This window comes from Cellvibrio sp., assembly GCF_046347455.1.
In the GTDB taxonomy this organism is placed as follows: Bacteria; Pseudomonadota; Gammaproteobacteria; order Pseudomonadales; family Cellvibrionaceae; genus Cellvibrio.
The window spans coordinates 1-22,047 of sequence record NZ_JAXMGC010000008.1 but is presented as its reverse complement, the minus strand read 5'-3'; the positions used below and the strand labels follow the sequence as shown (position 1 = coordinate 22,047).

The window sequence follows — 22,047 nt, the reverse complement described above, 5'->3', positions numbered from 1 at the left end:
TCATCAAATAGCCTTGTTGCTCTTACTATTTTAGGTGGAATAAGATGAATGCTGGTTTAACCGCCAATAACCTCGTTAAGGCCGAGGCCTGCAGGGGTACGTTAGAGCAGGACTAGTCTTAGCGTTTCCTCGTTGAAAATGTGAGAGTTAAGGAGTGATTTATGCGTTTTAAGTTATCTGCCGCGAGTTTTGCTGTCGTAAGCGCCCTGATCTTGAATTCTGAAGTTGCTTTGGCAAAATCAGACAAAAAACCTGAGAACAGCGGTCCTGCTGTTGCGGTGTTTACCAGTAGTACTGCTGCCTCTTTGAGTGCTAATAAGCGCGTTGCCATTACTGAAGTGGTGATTTCTTTTCAAACCTCTACCGGTCAAACAATCTCTACGGCAAGCCTCGGAAAAGATGTGGCCAAATACGGTTTGGGTGGTTTATTAAAGCACGATAAAACCAGTGAAACGGGATTTATGCGCTTGGAGCTTGATCCCGTTGTTGCACAAACTGTGGCCAACAATGTGTATAAAAAATTGCAGGAAGATTTGATTGCAATCGGTTTTGAGGTGGTTCCTGAGGCTGAGGTCACTGCAGCAGCATCTTACCAAGCCTTGTTAAAAGAATCCGGTTTTAGCAACCCTTCCAAATACTACAACTCGCAGGGTGATGTGCTCTTAGCCGGCCCCGACGCCTTAAAACCCTACATGCCCTATGCGATTGAGCTGGGTGACTTTTATGAAAATGGAAAAGTCACTACCTATATTCCGGGCTGGGTGAAACAAGTACCTTTTAATGGCGGTAGTTCGACTGAAGGTGGGCCTAAGTTTTCGCTGGGTGTTGGCGCGTGGAAGGTGCCAGATTTGGAAACCAAACTTGCAAAGGAATTAAATGCTCATGTGTTAAAGGCAAACTTTGTGCTGACCTTGGGTAAATTGGATTTGAGCGTTGCGCACGACTATTCGGTTGAGGGTGATCAATATCAGGGTACCAATAGCACCACGACAACGGAAACTACATCCGGTACGGCCAGTGCTGGTTTGGGCGTGCAGGAGTGGCAGAGTCGAATTGCGTTTAGAACTGCAGACGGTAAATCGCAAAAGCCAGGTAAGAATGATAAAGGCCAGTCAGCAAAAGATGGTGATGTTGTGGTTACTATCGATAAGCCAGTCGCAGCTATTTCAAACTTTTTTTCGCTGGCAAATGGCAAAGAGTTGGAAGCAGTGGTTTCCATTACAGACGCTGCACTGTTCAGTAAAGTCGCTGTTAATTTAATTGCGACTGAGCAGAAAAAAATGCTGGATTTGGTTAAACCGTAATAATCATTAGTGATCTGAGCGCTAAAAAGACCAGCCTCACGCGCTGGCCTTTTTATAGCTTGCGTGCCGCTGTTCGAATTGTTCAAGCGTGGGCCGAGATTTCTAAGGCTCCTTTTTGTCATTTGAAAACTTCCTTAAAGTCATTCGGGGCGCAGCAACAACTCCTTATGTTTGGTATGGCTTAGTCAGCCTGAATGGCTAGAAGTGCATTTTTGTGACGTGACTAAAGATCGGTTTTGATTGTGGGCTGCTACCTAATTTTTCACCTTGTTTAAAGATGATCGTAAAGAAATTTAACTAAATGGTGGGCTTATGTGTCGAATTATTTTACAAAAATAATTTTTCCAGGCTTGTGAAAAATTATAACCTTCTGATTTTAAATGATTTTTATCTTGGCGCGTAAAATGCAAACTAGTTCACATTATTTGTGTTTATTGGTTCGCATTTTTCATTAAAGGGATAAAAAATGAAAACTATACATTGGTTATTTCTGACGGGCTTGTTGGTTGCGTCTTTGAGTGTTCGGGCAGCAGTGATACCGCTGTCCAGTTTTGATGGTTCTGAGACGGTTGTTGATTTCGACAATGTGTCGGTAGGGGTTTTTAGCGGTACTTATAAAAACTCCGGGGTGATTTTTAGTACAGAGTCTGGCTCATACATCTTCCAAAATACCGGCTGGTTGCTGGGGACGAGCGGTTATGCATTTAACAGCTTTGGTCTGTATCCCGATGCAAAAAACGACATCGAGCTTGGTTTTGACAGTGCGATCACACGTTTTGGGATGAACTTTGGTAACGGTGCAGGCTCTCAATTATCTGCAGTAGTCAGTGCTTATGATGGCTCTGGGAATTTGGTTGAATCTCTCTCGTTTACCGATTTTGATAACGCGTTTGTGGGCTTTGATTTTTCATCAGCGGTTAGCAAAATCATTATCGATCGTACCGATGGCACCGATTATTTCACTTTTCTAGATGATGTTCGTTTTGCGCCATCAATATCTGTTGCCGTACCGGAGTCGTCCAGTTTGGTTTTGGCTTTGATAGGCTTAATCGGTCTGGTGGGTTTGCGCATGCGCAAATCGGCCTAAATCCAAAAAGGCCTTTTCAAAAGGCCTTTTCTCTCAAGTAAAAGCTTGAAATCCTGCTTTTTTCTTGACATCCCCGCCTTACCTGCGAAAATTGCGGCTTCCTCCAGATGGTTGCAAGATGACCGATAAGCTCGGAATCTCATCTGCGCCCAGCCAAGTCACCCTCTTGGCGACCCATCTGCGGCCTGCGTTCAAAAACCTTGGATGCAGCCAAGAAAGCCGCTGTTTACCTGCACGGTTTTCGCTGGTCCGATCCTGACCTTGCCGGGTTTTGATCGTGGATCATTCATATTGCGTTGGTAGACTTGAGTCTCAGCGTATTTTTTAGTGCTTCTATACGCCTTACAACTTGCAACTTTTTGCTGCTTCGCGTGTAGCGGTGCGTTTTATTGACATTCTAAAAGGGGAATGACTGTGGAAATGCTATCCGGTGGAGATATGCTCATCCGCGCCCTGAAAGACGAAGGTGTTGAATACATTTTCGGCTATCCAGGCGGCGCTGCACTGCATATTTACGATGCCATCTTTCGTCAAAAAGACGTTAAACATATTCTCGTTCGTCACGAACAAGCCGCTACCCACGCGGCGGACGGTTACTCCCGTTCTACCGGCAAAGTCGGTACTGTTCTCGTGACCTCAGGTCCAGGTGCGACCAATGCCATCACCGGCATTGCGACGGCTTACATGGATTCTATTCCGATGGTGGTCATTTCTGGTCAGGTGATGAGTCACTTGATTGGTGAAGATGCTTTCCAGGAAACGGACATGGTGGGGATTTCCCGCCCGATTGTGAAACACAGTTTCATGATCAAACATCAAAGCGAAATCGCCGAAACCGTGAAGAAGGCTTATTACATCGCGTCTACTGGTCGTCCTGGCCCAGTGGTTATTGATGTACCTAAAGACCTGACTCACCCGGCGTTTACCTTTCCGTACGAATATCCGGATAAGGTGAAGTTACGTTCCTATACGCCCGCAACGCGCGGTCACGCTGGCCAAATCAAGAAAGCGGTGCAGTTACTCTTGGCTGCCAAGCGCCCGATGATTTATACCGGTGGTGGTGTAGTGCAAGGCAATGCATCGCATTTGCTGACGCAATTGGTGGATACGCTGGATTACCCCGTAACCAACACGCTCATGGGCTTGGGTGCTTATCCGGGAACCGGTAAACGCTTCCTCGGCATGCTGGGTATGCACGGTACTTACGAAGCGAACACGGCGATGCACCACAGTGATGTCATCCTTGCAGTGGGTGCACGTTTTGATGACCGCGTAACTAACGCCGTTAGCAAGTTCTGCCCGAACGCAAAAATTATCCATGTGGATATAGACCCTGCGTCCATCTCCAAAACCGTGGTTGCCGATGTACCTATCGTAGGTTCGGTTGAAAGCGTGTTGACGGATATGTTGGCGCTGATTAAAGAATCTAACGAAAAGCCGGATGCAGAAGCCATCGCCGCGTGGTGGAAACAAATCAACGAATGGCGCGAGCGCCATGGTTTGTATACGAAGCCGCGTTACGACACCACCAGCGAATTGATTAAACCTCAAGACGTTATCAAAGCGGTTTGGGAAGTGACAAAAGGTGATGCGTTTATTACGTCCGACGTTGGTCAGCACCAAATGTTTGCGGCGCAATATTACCCATTTGATAAGCCACGCCGTTGGATCAACTCCGGTGGTCTGGCACCATGGGCTTTGGTCTGCCTGCGGCCATGGGCGTACAAATGGCGCATCGCGATGCAACTGTTGCGTGCATCACTGGCGAAGGTTCCATTCAAATGTGTATTCAAGAATTATCTTGCTGTACGCAATACCATTTGCCGGTGAAAATTATTTGCTTGAACAACCAAGCGCTCGGCATGGTTCGCCAATGGCAAGATATGCAGTACTCCAGTCGCTACGCCGAAAGTTTGTATGAAGATTCATTGCCGGACTTTATCAAGCTTGCAGAAGCTTACGGTCATGTGGGTATTCGTGTGACCAAGAAAGAAGAGCTCAAAGCGAAATTGGAAGAATGTTTTGCGTTGAAAGATCGCGTTGTGTTTATGGATATTATGGTTGATCAATCTGAGCACGTTTACCCCATGCAGATTGCGCAACACTCCATGCGCGACATGTTCTTGAACAAAGAGGAGCGTACATAATGAGACGTATTATTTCTGTTTTATTAGAAAACGCTCCCGGTGCATTGTCTCGCGTTGTAGGTTTGTTTTCACAACGCGGTTACAACATCGAAAGCTTGACCGTTGCTCCAACAGAAGATCCAACGCTGTCGCGTTTAACACTGACAACTATTGGCGATGATCATAAAATCGAACAAATCACCAAGCATCTTAATAAGCTTGTGGATGTTGTGAAATTAGTAGATCTCACCGAAGGTGCACACATTGAACGTGAATTGATGCTGATTAAAGTGAAAGCATCAGGCGCACAGCGTGCGGAAGTAAAACGTTGCGTTGATATTTTCCGTGGCCAAATCATCGATGTAACCAGCTCGCTCTACACCATTCAAATTACCGGCGCGAGCGAAAAGCTCGATGCCTTTTTGTTAGCAGTGGGCGACGCGGCGATTATCGAAGTCGTGCGTAGCGGTGTGAGTGGAATATCACGCGGTGAGAAAGTGTTGAGTTTGTAAAATACACGCTGCCAGAAAATCGGCATGAAAGTGAATCGGTTTTTAAGATTTCTCTTAAACAAATTAATTATCGAATTGTTCAGCCAACTAGATCTGGAGAGATAGATTAGTTTGCGTATGGGGTCGCGAAGGCGGGACCAAAGCAACTTCTCGCGGTGGCTGCTGAAAACGTTTAGCAGAGCCTGTAGATGGAACAGTCTGTTTTGGCAATTAGAAGTGAAGGTTGAAACCTTTCCTTCACAAAATATTCTCTTGAGTTTGGATTAAATCTCGACAGATGCAATCCAAAGGATGAAAAACTCGCTTTCAACGTGTAATTGCTGACTCATGTTCTCCTGAAAAAAAGTGAAATTTTTGTAGATGGTAACAACTTCAAATTATCACCCTGCATGGGCGTAACAGAGTAAAAGTGATTGAATAGAGTTGATCATTAAAAGTTGTCCACGGAAGGGCTCTTGATTGCCAAAGCCAGCGTTCTGTACCCAGATTGAAATAAACGAAAAATCTAAAATGAACTCCTAATAGAATTTTAGCGAATAACAATCCGATAAGCGGAAGTTGAAGCTGAGAGGTTATTGCCTTAATAAGGTCACATTGTACTGATAATTGCTCTCTCATCTAACATTTATGGGTATTTTAGGTTTAAGCAACTTCAAATTGTTCTGCTGAAGGCGGCCTTGAAAAAGTATGAACCCGCCGCAAAACAAAATGCTGGGGTGGTTAATAATTGCTTTCATTGAGAAATATCCTTTGTTGATGGGGTTGATTTGTTCGATATACCGATAAAAATGATGGGAAAAGTTACGATATTAAATATATTGGTGGTGATACAGGATGATGGTTCGTTATGAAAAATATAATATGGATGGATCAAATCCATCGATTAGATATTTATGGAAAAGTATTAATCAGCCATCGTGGCAAATGAAATCGCTTGAGAAGATATGGTGAATCAGATAAGTTTGGATGTAAAAGCTATTTGTTTTGGCGGAATATTACATGCATTTGCGATTATGACAAAAATTAAATAGGTCGATACTCTTTTGGATATGGGACAGAAATATATTGCTTTAATGATCCGGTATGGATTAAAATTCGCACAGCAATTTTGACAGGATGTTGATCGCGGATTTTATCGTCCGATGAAAATAAAATTTTTAGGTCACTAAAGGGCTCGTAGTGATTTAATTTTAGCCAGCTGGGATTTTGTGGTCAAAAACGAGGATTTACTTATCAAGAAAATCACCGATGCGCTCGTTCTGCGATGAAACCGGAAAAGGTATGCGCACTAATCCTGCATTTTTTGCAGAAGAAGATTTTCAATTTTATAAAGCCAGCGTTGGCAGGGGTTAGCCGTTAAACACAAATTGCACGCTGGTATTTCAGATGACAAACCGTTACATTTATTAATGCTCGCGATTTTACAGATGTAATTAATCGAATTTTGCAACACATTGGTCGCCAGTATGTTTGATTAATAAAACCTATAGCGCCTGATGGTGTTGTTGGGTAGAAGTGCGCGATCCGCAATGGTAGATGCTGAAAATTATTTGTTGGCGTGTTATCGAAACAAAATCTAAACTGGTTGCTTGGGGCTGCACGGGAAAATGCCGCCGATTGTTGAGCAATTATCCTTCGCAAATGGCCGGGCCCATTGTTTGATCAATTGGAATTTAAATCCTTCTCCGTATCCATGTAGAAATGCCCAACAACTCTATTCGTGAGTTATTTAGAACAATGGTTGATCCAGACTTGCATGCAAACGCGCGAATCACTTTCAGCTAATCAAGTTTTAGGATCCGGAAAATTTAAAGAACAGATTGAAGTTGCATTGGAAAGAAAGATTGGTTTTTTGAAGCGAGGCAGACCGGTGGCTGTGATTGGTTATAAATAAATCACTACGACCCCTTTAGTAAAAGCGATTCAAAGATAAAGCCGAATCCCTCGATCCGGCTACCATCAAATTATTTATAAATTAATCCTGCAAACATCCTTCACATCAAAACATTGAAATCCAAGGCTATTCGTTGCTGAATCATAGTCGAAGGGCTTTCCTGTATAGGGATTTCTGAATGCCGAGGATTTAACTGCTGCACCTGTATTTTCTGGGTGATTTATTTTTAATTCCAGCTGTAAGGCAATGAGCAAATAAATTCCTGCTAGGTCATGTGCTCGGCCGAGATAACTCACATACTGCCAATTTTTGGATAGGCTAAGTTTGCCGCCGAGGTTATAAGGATTGAATCGCGAAAATTCCAACGAAGGTGCTGAGGTTTGCGCACGCTCGTAAAACTCCATTGGCGATAATTGGTCAAGCGCGAATGCGGGCTTTAGGCTCTGGCGATAATGCCAGTTTGCGGTTGCCGTGGGTTGGCTTAACATCCATACCAATAGCATATCCTCTGGCGGCTTTTGAGGAGCAGTTTTTGCGTTTTCTACACCAAACCGCAATTCTCCCGTGAGTACATTTTTGCTACTTATTTCCGCTGGCTTGAGTGGAGCAAGAAGCGCTCGTAAATTGGTTTCTTGAGCTTGCGATAGATGAGGTTCTGAACCAAGTGCATAAGAAAGTGCCGATAGACTTCTGCGCAAGGATGCTATGGCGACCATTCTTCCAATTAGCGTTCGGCTATCTGATAGAGCCATTCGCCAAAACTGCATATCGGCTTGGCTGTTGGCAATCAATCCATCCAAACCATTATGTAGGTACGCATCGGCCTGACTAAGTTTTCCCATTTGCATCATCAAATAGAAATTGGGTACGGGTGATGTGTAATCCATCAGCTGGGTTTCTTCGATGAAGTGAGGAAGCTGGACGATCCTGTGGTAGCGTTCCAATTGTGTGAGTAAGCGAGGATGTGTGAGGGGTTTTTCTTTAACCTCCGCAAGCAAAAGCTCAAAACAATTTCCCCTTTCCCGAGGCTTACAGTTGGTGGCTGGATAGAGCGACGACCATTCCTCATCCCATTTTTTGTTGTCACCGTAGAGCGAAGTAGATTCATCTTCTGTCAAATGTGCAAACTTACCTTTGGGGTGTTTTGATTGCAGCATTTCTACAACCGCTTTGCCCACGGTGTGTGGGTCTTTATCTGAAGCAGCTGCAAAGCCATAAAGGGAATAAACGGCATTCCCTTCTATGTTTGCGTTGACGGGCTTGTTTAATATTTCGGTGATTTCGGGCAGCAAAGCCTCGTCAACAAGGGATAGGTTAGGAATAAAAACAATACCTATGCCCGCTCCGATCACCAACAGGCTTCGAGTAATTATTTTAAATAACAGGGATTTCGTGCGAATCATAGTGTGTTCCTCGGTGGTTAACACTTTAACTCTCGCACACAGGTGGTGAAAGCATCTGAGGAAAACATCCGCAAAAGCTCCGTAAATAAAAACCTCATGTTGACGCCCCCGTTAAATTGCTAAACTGCGTCTATGACAAAGAATAATCCTAATAAAACCCACCTCAGGTGCGCTGGGCTCGAGTTCGACCTCGAGCTAGGTGCTGTGAAAAATTCCCGTGGTGACGTTCAGCGGCTGAGCCCTGTTAATTTGAAGTTGCTTGCTTATTTGATGGAGCATGCCGGCGAAGTTATTAGTCGCGCTGATCTTTTTGATGCAGTTTGGCCAAATCAAATATTGAGCGATGATGTGTTGACGCGGGCTGTTTCGGATATACGTGCACAACTGGCTAAGCTTGATGATTCTTCCAAATTCATTGAAACGCTGCCCAAGCGTGGGTACAGATGGGTTCTTGAGATTACGCCGTATGCAGAACAGGCGTTAAGTATCCCAGTTGAGACAGTGGTGGGCTCAATCCCTTCCTCGTCGAATACATTTCCGCGCTGGTTAAGCAATCGTTTTATCAACGGCGGGCTTTATGTTTTGGCTTCGTTACTCGTTGCAGTGTCAATCATGTGTTGGGTTGGGCGATCTGCTGGCGATCAAATTAAGTTAGCCGTACTACCAACTTCGTTTGATCGTCCACAAACTGAAATTCTTGCGAACGACATAAGCCAAAATATAGTTCTGGTCGCGCGTAAAATTCCCCATGTGAAGCTGCTCTCCAATTCGGCCATTGCCTCGCGACCGCAAAATCCCTTTCCTTATTTCTTTAAAGAATTCGGCGCGAAATGGGTACTTGAAAGCCGGGTATCTGATTTGGACGGGATGGATAGTGTTGAATTAATCTTGGTTGATGCTCGTAGCGGCATTGAGCTTCGCAATATAAAAATTGAAGTGGCCAGTCGGTCAGATCTGATCCCTAAGATTGCGCAAAAATTGGAATTTGATTTACTGGTTGAACAACAGCCGTATTAGTTTACAAAACGCATTCGGCTAATCAACGCTTGGGCGAGAGGTATAACAGTATTGATGTCTGTGTCGGGCACTGTGGTTAGGCTTATCCAATACAGGCTTCGTTCGCCCTTCAGTAGAAAATAGGCTTGCAGATGTTTTTGTTGCTCGGATTCGTATTCGTAAATTTTATAGCTGACGGCGCCGTGAGGTGATGCTGTCAGAGTGTCTTCCATTCTTAATAGCGGTTCACTTGCGCCGCTCTGCTGACGAATACTGCTTTCAAGTCTTTTCCACAAAACGGGATCGCGCTCCCAAATGTTAATGAGCGTCGCCGCCATAAAATAACTTTGTGTTCCATTGACTTCACCCACTAGCGTCGGAAATTCGCGTTGATCTTGTTGTTCCAATTGGATTGAGAGTGCGCTGGGTAAATTAATTTCAAGCCCGGGTGCGAGTGTTGCTGTCTCTGCGTGGCAGGCTAAGGCACACAGCAAGAGCATGGCTTGGCTAAACAACACCAAACAAAATCTAAAGCTGCGTGAGTAAATGGTCGATATCACAGGCGATGTCCGAGAAAAACGTAACTCTTGGCTGAGTGTTCAATGCGTAGAGTTTTTATTGTTGTACGTTGGTCGGGTTGTGACCTTTGTGTTGCTATCTTAACAGATCAATCAACGTACAGAATGTTTAACTGGGACTAAATTCCATCTTTATTTAAATAGAAAGCTTTTAATGAAAAAAGGAGGTCGTTTGACCTCCCGGCTTAAAAGCTAGCCTAGTGATGTTGCTTTGGGAATAGCGATGGAGGCTTATCACTTAGCCATCCACAGAGTTGCAGCAATCCTTGCCTGATAACTTAGAGTGAGTAGCGAACGCCCACCAAGAGTTGTCTTCCGGTGTGATTGATTTCGCGGGTCATATCCATGGTGCCGTCACCGGTGCCATAAATACGTTCCTCTTCGTCGGTCATGTTAATCATTTCAACCGTGAGCTTTAGATTATCGTTCAGGTTATAAAATGAAGACATGTCGATGTGAGTTGGCCCTTGTTTCATTTCCGCAACGTGACCATTGCCGCCCGGCTTGCTGAGCAGGTAGCTATCGCGGTTGTTTGCAGACACGCGAATGCCATACTTATCTTGCTCATAATAAAGCGTGAAGTTGTATGAGTTTTTCGATAAGCCTGTCATATCGCCTGCTGAAACATGAGTGAAGTTAGTGACAACACCTGTATTGGCGAGGAAGCCCGGCAAGAAGCTAAAGGTTTGTTGATAAATAAGCTCGTAGCCTTTTACATCAAAACCTTTGTTGTCGTTGACAGGAATGTAATGTGTGTAGAGAGTTGTGCGAGGATCTGCATTGTATGCCGCGTCATATTGTGGATCTGCAAAAATTGCATCGTGATACTCGGAATCAATGAGCTTTTCAACAATGTCTGTTTTTAACGAGGTGGTTACGTTTTTATAAAAGTAATTCGCCGCTAATAAAGCTTCTTCTGCAAAATACCATTCCGCACCAAAATCTATATCGTTAGATTCATAGGGCTTCAGGCCTGGGTTTCCGAGGTTGCTAACGGTACGTGTTGTGTAACCGAAATTCGGCCCAGCAATGTTCAATGAGCCCATATCGGGGCGTGTCATTGTTTTACCGTACGACAGGCGAGTTACCAAAGTATCTGTTACATCCAACGAGAAGTTCATTGAAGGTAAGAAGTTTTTGTAACTACGTTCTACATCAACAGCTTTTGTATTCAACCAAGCTTGAGAGCTTACGTTGGTATCCACCGCGCGAACACCGAAGTTTGTGCGCAGCAGCATGGAGCCTAAATCAAATTTATTGTTGACTTCGACATAAGCGGCCAAGGTCTCTTCACCTACAATCCACGCAGCAGATAATTTATCGGTGTATTCTTTGGCAATGATATTCGCTTTATAAATTGCATCAAAATCGGCAACAGGGAAAGGTACCAGTGTGCCATCCAATCCTTTTCCAAAATCAGAAACGGGAAGTGCTTTGGTGTAACCAACGGCAGAAAACGCAGCAGGATATTTTCCAGTACCTTCACGTGATTCTACTTTGCGATCATTGTACGCAATGCCCGTATCAATAGAATAATTGTCTTGCGTAAATTTCAAATCAATTTTAGAGGTCAGGTTATCCTTTTTGACATAGTTGGAACGGTTGTTTGCCGTTGTCATGTTGTAATTGGCTGGATCGTTGTAGTTGTAACCGCTGCCCCAAGACACTTTTGGGATGTCTGCGTTATCACTGAAATCAAACGAATAAGTGTGTGATTTTGAAACCGCATAGAAACGAACTTCCTCACGGTCTGCTTCATTGGTTGCTTTACCAACCATAGCGTTTAGCGTGAGAGAATCGCTCAGGTTAAATTCACCAGATAATACATATTGATCAAATTTTGAATCTGAACTTTGATCGCGGCTTTCAATCCAGGATTCAACGTCCGCAAAAGTTCCGGCGAGAATTCGCTTACCGTCTGGATTTACGGTAATCGCTAAAGGCGTTACTTCGTTATGGGTTAAGAACCACTCCATTGAATTGTAATTCAGCCGCGTGTTTGAAAGTTCTGAATGCAAAATATCGAACGTCAGTTTTGCTGAATCTGAGGGTTTGTACTGGAGCGATGAGGTGATGCCCAATCTTTCTTGATCATTTCCGAAATAATCTGCACGCGGCAAGCGTGGTGACCACAAGCAATTTATCGCTGCGACTGAGCTGCCATTGAGCGCGCAATTGCTCTCGGCAATTTGACCCGTTACTACGGGTTTAGCGCTTGCAGGGTAGGTGTCATTCGTTGCAATAGGCGTTGTCCAACGAACAGTACCAAAACCTTCCTGACGCACAGTTCTGTCAGAGTAAGCAACCGAAAGAAGAGCGCCCAACTTATTATCCGCAAAGGTGTTACTTACCATGAGGGCAATGCGAGGATCGTTCTTTTTACTCAAATCGTTGTAGCTATCTTGCGCAGATGCCGCAAATTTAAAGCCATCGAAATCAAATGGTTTTGCAGAATACAAATCCACAGTGCCGGCAATGCCGCCTTCTTCCATTTTTGCGGTGGTTGTCTTTTGGATATCAACGCGATTGAACAGCTCAGACGCAAAAACGTGGAAGTCAAAAGCGCGCCCTGCGTTAATCGTAACGCCGCCAGAATCTAATCCATCACTGCCTGCAGGGACTTCCATTCCGTTTAGGGTGGTGCGTGTGAAAGATGGACTAAATCCACGCAAAGTAATGTTACGGCCTTCACCGCCTTCGCGGGAGATGGCAACGCCAGGTACACGTTGAATAGATTCGGCGATATTTAAATCGGGAAATTTACCGATGTCTTCCGCCATGATGGTTTCTTTGGAGTTGATGGCGTTGCGCTTTTCATCCAGACTTTTGAGTAACGAGCCGCGGTAGCCCGTTACAACAAGTTCTTCAACATCTTTTGCTTGCGCGTCTTCAGCAATTGCCTGACTCGCTGCCAGTGATGACATTGCAAGAACCACTGCAGTGGATAATTTATTTTTGTACAGCATGGAGTGTTTTCCCTCTAAATCGTTATAAGTTTGTATAAAGAGTTGACCACTGTTGCTCACGGATAAATACAGGCCCGAATCTTCAAGAAGAGTAATGGCGCCATCTATTACCGAGTAATTCCCCACTAATTCATGTGTTTTTGCCGATACAACTCTATCGTAGGGCACGATAATGGTGAGGTTGGATTGGCGTGCGAATTCAGTGAGAGCAATGTCAGCTCTATTTTCGGAGATGTTGAAATGAACAATTTGCGATAGATTATTTTTTTCTGCACGCGCTTGATAACTACACACTAAGCTGCAGGTAACCAACGCCAAAAATATTCTGTTCAATCCGGTTTTCTCCAACGCGGTTTTCACCGCTATACAAAAGACGATTTAACTTTTTTTTTCCTCCATACCATCATCACGATGTGTGATGATTTTTATTTTAACGAAAGATCAATAACTCCATCGTGTGATCGTGCATAAACGATATTGAAGTTTTCTTTCAGCGCGGAGAGCAAGCCGTCTACATCTCCCGCTTTATATAAACCCGCAATGCGCAGATCATTAATGCGCGGATCTGCAATTCGAAAACGCTCGGGCGTGTAGCGGCTCAATTCAAAAAGTGCATCTTCCAAACGCTCGCCTCTAAACACTAAGTTGCCATTGCGCCAAGACAAGCGATCATTGATAAGTGCGTCACCAATAACTTCTACCGGTGTGGTTTCGCTTTCGTGAACACTTAATTTTTCACCTTGACCAAGCTCTTGAATAATTTTTTGGCTATTTGAAAGCGTTGATGTGGCTGCATTAGCTACAGCAGGTTTAACTTTAACGCGACCCTCCGTCACAATTACATCAAAATCATTATTGTTTTTGAGGTAAACATTAAATGCAGTACCAACGGCTTCAACAATTCGTTCGCCCACTTTTACATGCAGTGGGCGCTGCTTGTTGTGTGCGACTTCAACCAATAATTCTCCTTTTGTTAAAACCAATAGCCGCTCTTTCTCCATGTAAGTTACCGACACTTGTGTATTGGTATTGAGAAACATTTTGGTTCCGTCGGGCAAGCTGACTGTGGAGTGAGCGCCTATACCCGTTTCGTACAATACGTTGGATGTTTTGCTAGCAGGTGTTTGCGCAACTTGCGGTGCCGTTTTAATTTGGGATGTGGCTGGCACAAAAAAATGGATGCCCACAAGCAATACGGCAACAGATGCAGCAATTGACCAAGCAGTGCGTAAAAATCTTTTTTTCTCCTGCCGCTGCGCTGCGGGTGCATCGAACAACTCTGAGAGCACCGAGAGATTATCCATGCGGTCCCAAAGCGAGGCCATTTCCATCAAGCATTCTTTATGGCGTGAGCTGGTATCCAGCCATTGGCGTAACGCTTTGGTTTCTTCTTCAGATAAGCCGCGGTCGAGGCGTGCTATCCAAAGACTCGCCTCGTCGAATATCTGATTTTCGGTTTGGAATTGATAAACATTGCCCATTACTGTATCTCTTGGCTCTTATCAGAGCCTGATTCTTCTGTGGAATTTGCTGCGGCGCGCATCATGAATTGGCGGCACCGGCTTAGACCCATTGCTATGTGTTTCTCTACTGTGTTTTCACTGATATTTAAATTGTCGGCAATTTCTTTTTGCGAGTAGCCGTACACTTTTTTCAAGACAAAGGCTCTTCTGCACTGCAAGGGTAAATGTCGTACAGCCTCACAAAAATGTTCGAACTCTTGTGCCGCGGAGACTTGGGAGTAGACCAGATCTACATCGTCTACATAGTCATCCAAGTCCAAACTTTCATCTGCCATGCTTACACTGGTTCGCGTTTCTGCACGCTTGAGATGATCAAGCGCCAAGTTGCGAGCCGTTCTGTATAGGAACGAACGCGGGTGTTGGATTTGCACGTTCTTTTTTACCGCACAAATACGCACGTAAGTCTCTTGAACAATATCTTCTATTTCTTTTGGTGGCACTAGCCTCGAAACAGCGCGGATTAGGCCGTTTCGAATAGCAAGGTAGGTGCTCTCCAAGCTCTCTTTTTCTCTCATAGTTATTTTTATGCCTTAATGGAGTCAAGCACCCCCGGTAAACTCCGGGGGTTTTGCATCTTGACGATTGAGAGCGGAATTTCCGCCAGTCAACCTCAAAAATTGTTTGGCGTTCTCCTTGAAGGATAGATGATGCCCCGTTGAACAGGGGCCGAAGTTAAGGGGAAGGCGCTAGGCTAGGGCCGGTAATGAAATTGCTCGTTCAAGAACTGGATAATTTCGGAGGCTGCCGGTTTTACCCAAGGCTCATAGAGCCAAAATGTGTGCGGCGTGTTCGGCAGTGTAACGACTTTGGAGGTTATGCCATAGATTTTCATCTTGGCGACCATCTCATCTCGGCCCACGTGGAAGCGCTCTTGCGCACTGTTCAAAAACAGAATGGGCGGGCTTGTTTCTCCTACATAATAAGTGGGGGATGCCTCATGCCAGAGGTCGCGCTTATCCAGGTAATTGCCGCCAAACCAAATGGCCGCAGCTGACTTTCCGGGCACATCTTCAAACTTGCGCGCTTGTTGCGATGTGAAGTCAGACAAACCATCAATATTTAAGATGAGCTGCGCTGCGCTGGAGACCTCGCTCTCGCTCGCTTGCGGGTCAAATCGATTGAGATCATTCGTCATGCCCGTCAGGCTAGCGATTTGCCCTCCCGCTGATGAGCCTCCAACGGCAATCATATAGGGATCAATGCCGTATTCAGCCGCGTGCGTGCGCATCCAACGAATAGCGGCTTTCACGTCATGAATTGCTGCAGGATATTGCGCTTCGTGCGCCAAGCGGTAAGTAATGGTTGCGGTTACGTAGCCTGCTTTCGCCAGTTCAATGGCGACAGGTGTTAGGTGAGTTCTGAAGCCGGAATTCCATCCCCCACAGTGGACGAACACAATTCCGGGCGCTGGTTTTCCAGTTTGTGCATTTGCGGGTCTGTATAAATCCAATTGCAGTTCGCGTTTTCCATAACGCACGTAGGTAATATCTTTCGTTTCAATAACATCTGGCGGAACGGATCTGCTGGCGACGCTGATGTTAGGAAAACTCTTAACATCCTGCGCAAAGCGATTTTCGGCGGTATAGGTGTTCTCATAATGTGGTGATTGGGAGTGTGGCGATGGCGTAGAGCAACCGCAAAGCCACGCCGATAATATAAATACAATGCGATGTGAATATTTCATGGCGTTCCCGTATTTCTTGTATGTAATGTGTGTGTTGCCTTATAGCTGCGGGTGCCAATCACCCAATATTTTAGCGACTGAATAGTTAGCAACTTCCTCTTTTGAAATTTGCGGCCGCTTTGCATTCACCGCTGCACCAGGGCCGGTGCTTTTATATTCGTAAAAGCGTGATTTATCCGGCGTAAAAATCAGGGTTTTGGTTCCATCGCGCGCCGTGCCCGGCATGCTAGACCAGCCGTCCTCGTTAATATGACGATCCATAAAAGTATTAATGAACACAGTCTTACCGATAGCCTTGGGGTCAGCGTAGCGGCCATCGGGAAAGGTCGTTGTTGGGTGCCAAGGTCTACCGAGTGTAATGCTGCGATCAGGTACGCCTTGTTCGCGCGTTAACACGCAATTGATAAAAGTGAGGCCGTGCGCGCTGGTTATATCGGTTGAAGGCGCTGTAACAAAACTTTGTATTTCCCCTGCGGAAAACGGGCTATTGCGTGGTCTGGTTACAATTTTTGATTTTTCAAATACCACCGTGCCTTTTCCAAAAATGAAATCGACATTGCCGCTGATGGTGCTTTCACGAAAATAAGCGCGGTAACCGTTAGCAAAAAACGTATCTTGATATCCATTCAAAACAACGCGGTTAAAGCTGACGCGATCGCTTGCTGTATCCAATAAAACAGCCACTGCCTGACTTTCTGAAATGGCGCTCGGATCTTTGCTCGCTTGCTTAGCGTCGTTTGTTAAATAATCGAAGGTGTTTTCAATGGTGATGTCGGAAATTGAAACGTCAGTCGCGTTTATCGAAAGCGTTGCAGATCCCGGCGTGCCCCACTTATCTGCACGATAGTGACGAGAGTTACCGGCGTAAGCATCAAAATAAAGAAGTGTATTGGTTGCTTTATCACCCTTAATGGTGACGTTTGAACGCAAGATATTAACCTTTTCTTTGTAGCGCCCCGGCTTTACCAGAATTCGGTAGTGCACGGTTTCATCTTTGGGGGCTGCATCTATTGCTGCCTGTAAGCTGGGAAATGCGTTGTGCCCATCTCCACCAACAACAGCATCATAGTCTGCTTCCGATTTCGTCAGGTGTTCAGATGTATTGCAAGCGCTTAACAATAGGGTCATTAAAACGATTATTAAAGGCATTCTCGCTCCGTTCATTAGTTTTATCTTGGCGATGTAAAGTATTAGGTGTATCAATGACGATTTAACACCGCAAATCCACCAATGCTATTTCTTGCTTGGTGCGAATATGTTGCTTCCGCGTGCCCAATCGTACCGAAAGGGAAGCAAATTGTTTGAAAAAATTAACCTATTTCTGTTTTCAACGGTTAGGCATCACAGGCGCAATGATTAATTTTTCTCAAGAGTCCCATAAGGTAGCGTACGAACTTATAGGTGCCACCTTCAGCCTAAATGGTGTTGGTGGAATTATTGTTGAGACAGAGGCTTACGATCAAAGCGAACCGGCTTCACATACTTTCGTTGGGCCTACTGCGCGCAATGCGTCTATGTTTGGCCCACCGGGCTGCGCTTATGTTTATCGTTCCTACGGCATTCATTGGTGTTTGAATTTTGTATGCGAAGCAGAAGGCCATGGCGCCGGTGTTTTAATTCGTGCGATTGAACCCGTGATTGGCTTGCTACAAATGCACGAGCGACGCGGCGTAAAAAATGTGCGTGAACTGTGTTCTGGCCCTGGCAAAGTGGGGCAGGCATTGGCCATTGTGCATGCTTACAACGGAATGCCGTTAAATGAGCCGCCTTTCGAATTAATTCCCGCCGCAAAATCCGTTGATGTTGTGTCTGGTTCTCGAATAGGAATTTCAAAAGCCGTTGATTTACCTTGGCGGTTTGGTTTGGCTAACTCACCTTTTTTAAGTAAACCGTTTAAATAATCCGAAATTTTATTTTGATTCGTGCGATACCTTTGCGGTGTTGATTTTTTCAAGCATCGCTGCGTCCCATTCTGAGACGGCGTTGTCGAATGCCCCAAGGTTTAACTGTTGGCGTTGGCTGGAAAGGTCATCAAATAAATTTTTTGCTTGTTCCCGAATTTCAATCAGCTCTGTTTCGGCAAATGTTTCCGGAATCATTTTTGCTCCTAAAAAGCTTGAAAATGTATCGCCACGCATTTTCTTAACTTCTGCCCAAGCTCGTGCATCTAAAGAGTATTTGTAAGCCAGTGCAGGGCTGCTTTCTTGGTAAACACTAGATAACTGAGCATCTAAGATGCTCAACTCGTCCAGCGCATAGGTTGACCCTTGAGCTGCCGCGCGATAATAAAGGGCTTTGGTTTTAATAAAGTCGAGCTTACCGTCGCGTTCTTTTTCGTATTGTCGTTTGGCTAGGGTTTGTGTTGCAAATATATCGTTTTGCTTCGTGAGCGAAACTAATATTTCGTCGCTGTAGGCATCGTAATTATTCTTTGTGTTCTCGTCTGCGTAACCGCGATCGTGCCTCCATGTTTGATATTCGGATCGTTTATTCTTGTCCATCAAAATTTTGTCAGCGGGGCTCAACACGGGTGGTGTTGTTTTCCGGGCAAACTGCGTTGTTGATTCATCGGGCGACTCGATCTTTTCGGCTGGCGATATATCTGATGTTGCGCTGCTGAGCCGAATGTCATCTTGTTCGTACCCGAAATAGATAAGGGTTGCGAACCCTATAAAAGTAAGCGCCACGATTATTTTGTTCCGCATCATAAATTCCTTTTTATTTTTCGGTCGTCAGCTGCGCCCAAAACGCATTCAATATCGGGCTTTTCAACCGCTTTTCCATCACACAAATTCCCATGGAGTATGGCCCCAAATCCGGTTGTTCTTTAAAAGGTTCAACACGGTCGGCGAGAGGGCTGTTGTCCACCACAATTTTGGGTAATACACCCACGCCGAACCCCAAACTCACCATGCTCACGATGGCTTCGTTGCCTTTTACTTCGGCGTAAATATTGGGTGTGATTTTTTGTTCTCTAAACCAATTGTCCAGCCGCTCGCGCGCCATGCCTTCCTCAGGAATGATGAGCGGAATCTGATTCCAGTTTTCCCAATCCACATTTTTTGCGGTGATAAAAACCAGCGGTGAATTAGTGATGGGTTTAAAGCTAATGCCGGCGGGCATTTTTTCTGGCTTTGCGGCAATTACAATATCTTCATAGCCTGATTGAACGCGCTCAATCGCTTGCGCCGGGTCGCCGGTGTGCAGCTTGATGGCGATGCCGGGATGCTTAACGCGAAACTCGGTGAGGATGTCATATAAGAAGCTGTAGCTCGCCGTCACCGAGCAGTAAATACTGAGTTGGCCGTGTAGCTGATCGGCTTTCGCTAGTAGGGATTCCTGATAAGCCTCCCATTGCTGTAACACTTCTTTGGCAAATTGCAGGTAGCTGTGGCCTTCATGGGTGAGGGCGACGGAGCGGTTATCGCGTTCGAACAAGCTCACGCCCAAGTCATCTTCCAATTGTTTGATGTTTCGACTCAAGGTCGATGGGCTAACGTGGCAAGCGCTGGCTGCGCGGCCAAAATGCAGGCTGCTGGCGAGGGCGCAAAAGAGTTTGAGTTTGGCGATATCCATGATCCTGACCTGCGCGCGTTGCATAAAACGCAACATTAACATGCAAATATATCATTTTACGTGATATTGGTTTTTTTCTACACTGCGCGCCTTTGTTAAAACCTGTCGATCTCGACATCATCATTAATGCAGGAGTCTGTCATGGCGTTAAACGTTTACTACGATAAAGATACCGATCTTTCTATCATCCAAGGCAAAAAAGTAGCCATCATTGGTTACGGTTCACAAGGCCACGCGCACGCGTGCAACCTGAAAGATTCAGGTGTTGATGTAGTTGTTGGTCTGCGCACTGGCTCGCCAACCGTTAAGAAAGCAGAAGCTCACGGTTTGAAAGTATTGGACGTTCCTGCTGCTGTTAAATCAGCTGACGTGGTAATGATCCTGACTCCAGACGAGTTCCAATCAAAACTCTATAAAGAAGAGATTGAGCCAAACATCAAACAAGGCGCTACCTTGGCCTTCGCCCACGGTTTTGCAATTCACTACAATCAAGTGGTTCCACGCAAAGATTTGGACGTAATCATGATTGCGCCAAAAGCACCAGGTCACACTGTACGTTCTGAATTCGTACGTGGCGGCGGTGTACCTGATCTGATCGCGATCTTCCAAGACGCATCTGGTAAGGCGAAAGATACTGCGCTTTCTTACGCATCAGGCGTAGGTGGTGGCCGTACCGGTATCATCGAAACCACTTTCAAAGACGAAACTGAAACCGACTTGTTTGGTGAGCAAGCGGTTCTTTGTGGTGGTGCTGTTGAACTCGTAAAAATGGGCTTCGAAACCTTGGTTGAAGCAGGCTACGCGCCAGAAATGGCTTATTTCGAGTGTTTGCACGAATTGAAGTTGATTGTGGATTTGATGTTCGAAGGCGGTATCGCCAACATGAACTACTCAATCTCTAACAACGCTGAATACGGTGAGTACGTAACTGGCCCACGCGTAATCAACGAAGAATCTCGCAAAGCAATGCGTCAAGCCTTGAAAGACATTCAAACTGGTGAATACGCCAAGCAATTCATCCTTGAAGGTGCAACCAACTACTCTTCAATGACCGCTGCTCGTCGTAACAACGCCGCTCACGGTATCGAAGTGGTAGGTGAGAAACTGCGCGCTATGATGCCTTGGATTGCAGCGAACAAAATCGTTGATAAATCCAAAAACTAATCCCCGGATTAGTCCTGAAAGCCCCGCTCTTGCGGGGCTTTTGCATTTTTGGCAATCCAATATGTTCACTTCTCAATTGGTGTGTACAATGGCCGCTCTTTTGAGGCGAGGTGATTATGAATAGCAATAACCCCGAACACCAAAAATCCACCGATCCAGAGTTGGACGTGTTTGATGACGTAGAAGAAGTTCAGGAAAGCGGGCGCAAAGTCCGTCATCGCGGCGTCTACCTGCTCCCCAATTTATTTACGACCGGCGCGCTCTTTTGTGGCTTCTATGCGGTGGTCTCGGGTATGGATGGCAATTTTGGCCATGCCGCCGTCGCTATCTTCATCGCCATGTTGCTCGACGGTATGGATGGTCGCGTCGCGCGCATGACCAACACTCAAAGCGCTTTTGGCGAACAATATGACAGTCTTGCGGACATGGTTTCCTTCGGTGTAGCGCCCGCGCTGGTTATGTTCAGCTGGATTTTGCACGACCTCGGGCGCTGGGGCTGGGCTGCCGCGTTCATCTACACGGCCTGTGCGGCCTTGCGTCTTGCACGCTTCAATACCCAAATTGGTGTGGTTGATAAGAAATATTTTATTGGGTTGGCGAGCCCAATGGCCGCCGCAGTCATCGCTGCGACCGTGCTCACAATGTCCAACTACCAACCGGAAACCCTGTGGGCTAAATCGGGTTTGGCCTTGCTGACCGCCTTTGTGGGTTTGTTGATGGTATCCAACTTCCGTTACACCAGTTTCAAAACCGTTAATTTTCGTGGTCGCGTACCCTTTGGTTTTATGTTGTTAGTCGTAATGGCCTTCGCGTTGCTAATTATTTATCGCGAAGAAGGGTTGCTGTTGCTTTCGGTTGTTTATGGTTTGTCCGCTCCTGCTATTTGGCTTTTGCAAAAAGCTGGTGTGCTTAAGCCTGAGTAATTGATCTTAAATTCCGCGTATTGGTCGCTTCGCGATACATCTGTTCAGGTGTTGAGCGGAGCGACAAAATCTCTTCAAAAATCTCACCGAAAAAGCTTGCAAGTGATGCGATGGGTGCCTATAGTTCGCGCCCTCGCTGAGCAGGCGGTTTTGTTCTTCGGAACAGAAGCGGTTTGGCGAACTTTGTAAAAACTGAATGAAAATAAGGGTTTACAAAGTAAAAAAATAGCGTAATATGCGCGCCTCGCTCAGGGGTGACCTGAAAGCGAGCGGTAAAACGAAGTAAGGCTGGGGCTTGAAACGAATTACCG

At 45.5% G+C, this 22,047-nt stretch carries 16 protein-coding genes and 1 pseudogene; 8 read left to right on the top strand and 9 right to left on the bottom strand.

What is annotated here, in order from left to right:
• Positions 1 to 161 precede the first annotated feature (161 nt).
• The 4 genes and pseudogenes from U1F02_RS14175 to ilvN all read left to right on the top strand — a co-directional run bounded on the left by U1F02_RS14175 (position 162) and on the right by ilvN (position 5,029).
• Positions 162 to 1,304 carry a hypothetical protein gene (locus U1F02_RS14175; RefSeq protein ID WP_409991066.1) on the top strand — a complete coding sequence of 381 codons (1,143 nt, stop codon included), beginning with the start codon at positions 162 to 164 and terminating at the stop codon, positions 1,302 to 1,304.
• Between the two features lie 466 nt (positions 1,305 to 1,770).
• Complete coding sequence (locus U1F02_RS14170) at positions 1,771 to 2,391, top strand: hypothetical protein (protein ID WP_409991065.1); 621 nt, start codon at positions 1,771 to 1,773, stop codon at positions 2,389 to 2,391.
• A gap of 414 nt (positions 2,392 to 2,805) precedes the next feature.
• Positions 2,806 to 4,538, top strand: a pseudogene (locus tag U1F02_RS14165) (acetolactate synthase 3 large subunit).
• Positions 4,538 to 5,029 (top strand): acetolactate synthase small subunit, encoded by a 492-nt coding sequence (gene ilvN / locus U1F02_RS14160; protein ID WP_409991064.1) that lies wholly within the window; start codon positions 4,538 to 4,540, stop codon positions 5,027 to 5,029. Before U1F02_RS14165 ends, ilvN begins: the two are co-directional and overlap by 1 nt.
• 1,968 nt (positions 5,030 to 6,997) lie before the next feature.
• Here the strand turns inward: ilvN and U1F02_RS14155 are convergent.
• Positions 6,998 to 8,326 carry a hypothetical protein gene (locus U1F02_RS14155; protein ID WP_409991063.1) on the bottom strand — a complete coding sequence of 443 codons (1,329 nt, stop codon included), beginning with the start codon at positions 8,324 to 8,326 and terminating at the stop codon, positions 6,998 to 7,000.
• Between the two features lie 204 nt (positions 8,327 to 8,530).
• On the opposite strand from U1F02_RS14155, the gene U1F02_RS14150 reads away from it, so the two are divergent.
• On the top strand, positions 8,531 to 9,343 hold the full coding sequence (locus U1F02_RS14150) for a transcriptional regulator (protein ID WP_409991062.1): 813 nt from the start codon (positions 8,531 to 8,533) through the stop codon (positions 9,341 to 9,343).
• Here U1F02_RS14150 and U1F02_RS14145 read toward each other — a convergent pair.
• The 6 genes from U1F02_RS14145 to U1F02_RS14120 form a co-directional block, all read right to left on the bottom strand.
• Positions 9,340 to 9,882: a hypothetical protein gene (locus tag U1F02_RS14145; protein ID WP_409991061.1), complete on the bottom strand. Its 543-nt coding sequence runs from the start codon at positions 9,880 to 9,882 to the stop codon at positions 9,340 to 9,342. The two genes, U1F02_RS14150 and U1F02_RS14145, sit on opposite strands and share 4 nt — an antisense overlap.
• 296 nt (positions 9,883 to 10,178) lie before the next feature.
• Positions 10,179 to 13,199, bottom strand: coding sequence for a TonB-dependent receptor (locus U1F02_RS14140; protein ID WP_409991060.1), 3,021 nt, complete (start codon positions 13,197 to 13,199; stop codon positions 10,179 to 10,181).
• A gap of 92 nt (positions 13,200 to 13,291) precedes the next feature.
• On the bottom strand, positions 13,292 to 14,347 hold the full coding sequence (locus tag U1F02_RS14135) for a FecR family protein (RefSeq protein WP_409991059.1): 1,056 nt from the start codon (positions 14,345 to 14,347) through the stop codon (positions 13,292 to 13,294).
• Positions 14,347 to 14,904, bottom strand: coding sequence for an RNA polymerase sigma factor (locus U1F02_RS14130; RefSeq protein WP_409991058.1), 558 nt, complete (start codon positions 14,902 to 14,904; stop codon positions 14,347 to 14,349). Before U1F02_RS14130 ends, U1F02_RS14135 begins: the two co-directional genes overlap by 1 nt.
• A gap of 176 nt (positions 14,905 to 15,080) precedes the next feature.
• Positions 15,081 to 16,073 carry an alpha/beta hydrolase fold domain-containing protein gene (locus U1F02_RS14125; protein ID WP_409991057.1) on the bottom strand — a complete coding sequence of 331 codons (993 nt, stop codon included), beginning with the start codon at positions 16,071 to 16,073 and terminating at the stop codon, positions 15,081 to 15,083.
• 39 nt (positions 16,074 to 16,112) lie between these two features.
• Positions 16,113 to 17,222 carry a pectinesterase family protein gene (locus U1F02_RS14120; protein WP_409991056.1) on the bottom strand — a complete coding sequence of 370 codons (1,110 nt, stop codon included), beginning with the start codon at positions 17,220 to 17,222 and terminating at the stop codon, positions 16,113 to 16,115.
• Positions 17,223 to 17,425: 203 nt separating this feature from the next.
• Here U1F02_RS14120 and U1F02_RS14115 point away from each other — a divergent pair, with 203 nt between their 5' ends.
• Positions 17,426 to 17,974 (top strand): DNA-3-methyladenine glycosylase, encoded by a 549-nt coding sequence (locus tag U1F02_RS14115; protein ID WP_409991055.1) that lies wholly within the window; start codon positions 17,426 to 17,428, stop codon positions 17,972 to 17,974.
• A 9-nt stretch (positions 17,975 to 17,983) separates the two neighbouring features.
• Here U1F02_RS14115 and U1F02_RS14110 read toward each other — a convergent pair whose 3' ends face one another.
• Complete coding sequence (locus U1F02_RS14110; RefSeq protein WP_409991054.1) at positions 17,984 to 18,778, bottom strand: hypothetical protein; 795 nt, start codon at positions 18,776 to 18,778, stop codon at positions 17,984 to 17,986.
• 13 nt (positions 18,779 to 18,791) lie between these two features.
• Positions 18,792 to 19,649 carry an HTH-type transcriptional activator IlvY gene (gene ilvY / locus U1F02_RS14105; protein WP_409991122.1) on the bottom strand — a complete coding sequence of 286 codons (858 nt, stop codon included), beginning with the start codon at positions 19,647 to 19,649 and terminating at the stop codon, positions 18,792 to 18,794.
• A 141-nt stretch (positions 19,650 to 19,790) separates the two neighbouring features.
• Here ilvY and ilvC point away from each other — a divergent pair, with 141 nt between their 5' ends.
• Positions 19,791 to 20,813 carry a ketol-acid reductoisomerase gene (ilvC, locus tag U1F02_RS14100; RefSeq protein ID WP_409991053.1) on the top strand — a complete coding sequence of 341 codons (1,023 nt, stop codon included), beginning with the start codon at positions 19,791 to 19,793 and terminating at the stop codon, positions 20,811 to 20,813.
• Positions 20,814 to 20,929: 116 nt separating this feature from the next.
• Positions 20,930 to 21,736 (top strand): CDP-diacylglycerol--serine O-phosphatidyltransferase, encoded by an 807-nt coding sequence (gene pssA, locus U1F02_RS14095; RefSeq protein ID WP_409991052.1) that lies wholly within the window; start codon positions 20,930 to 20,932, stop codon positions 21,734 to 21,736.
• Positions 21,737 to 22,047: the final 311 nt, after the last annotated feature.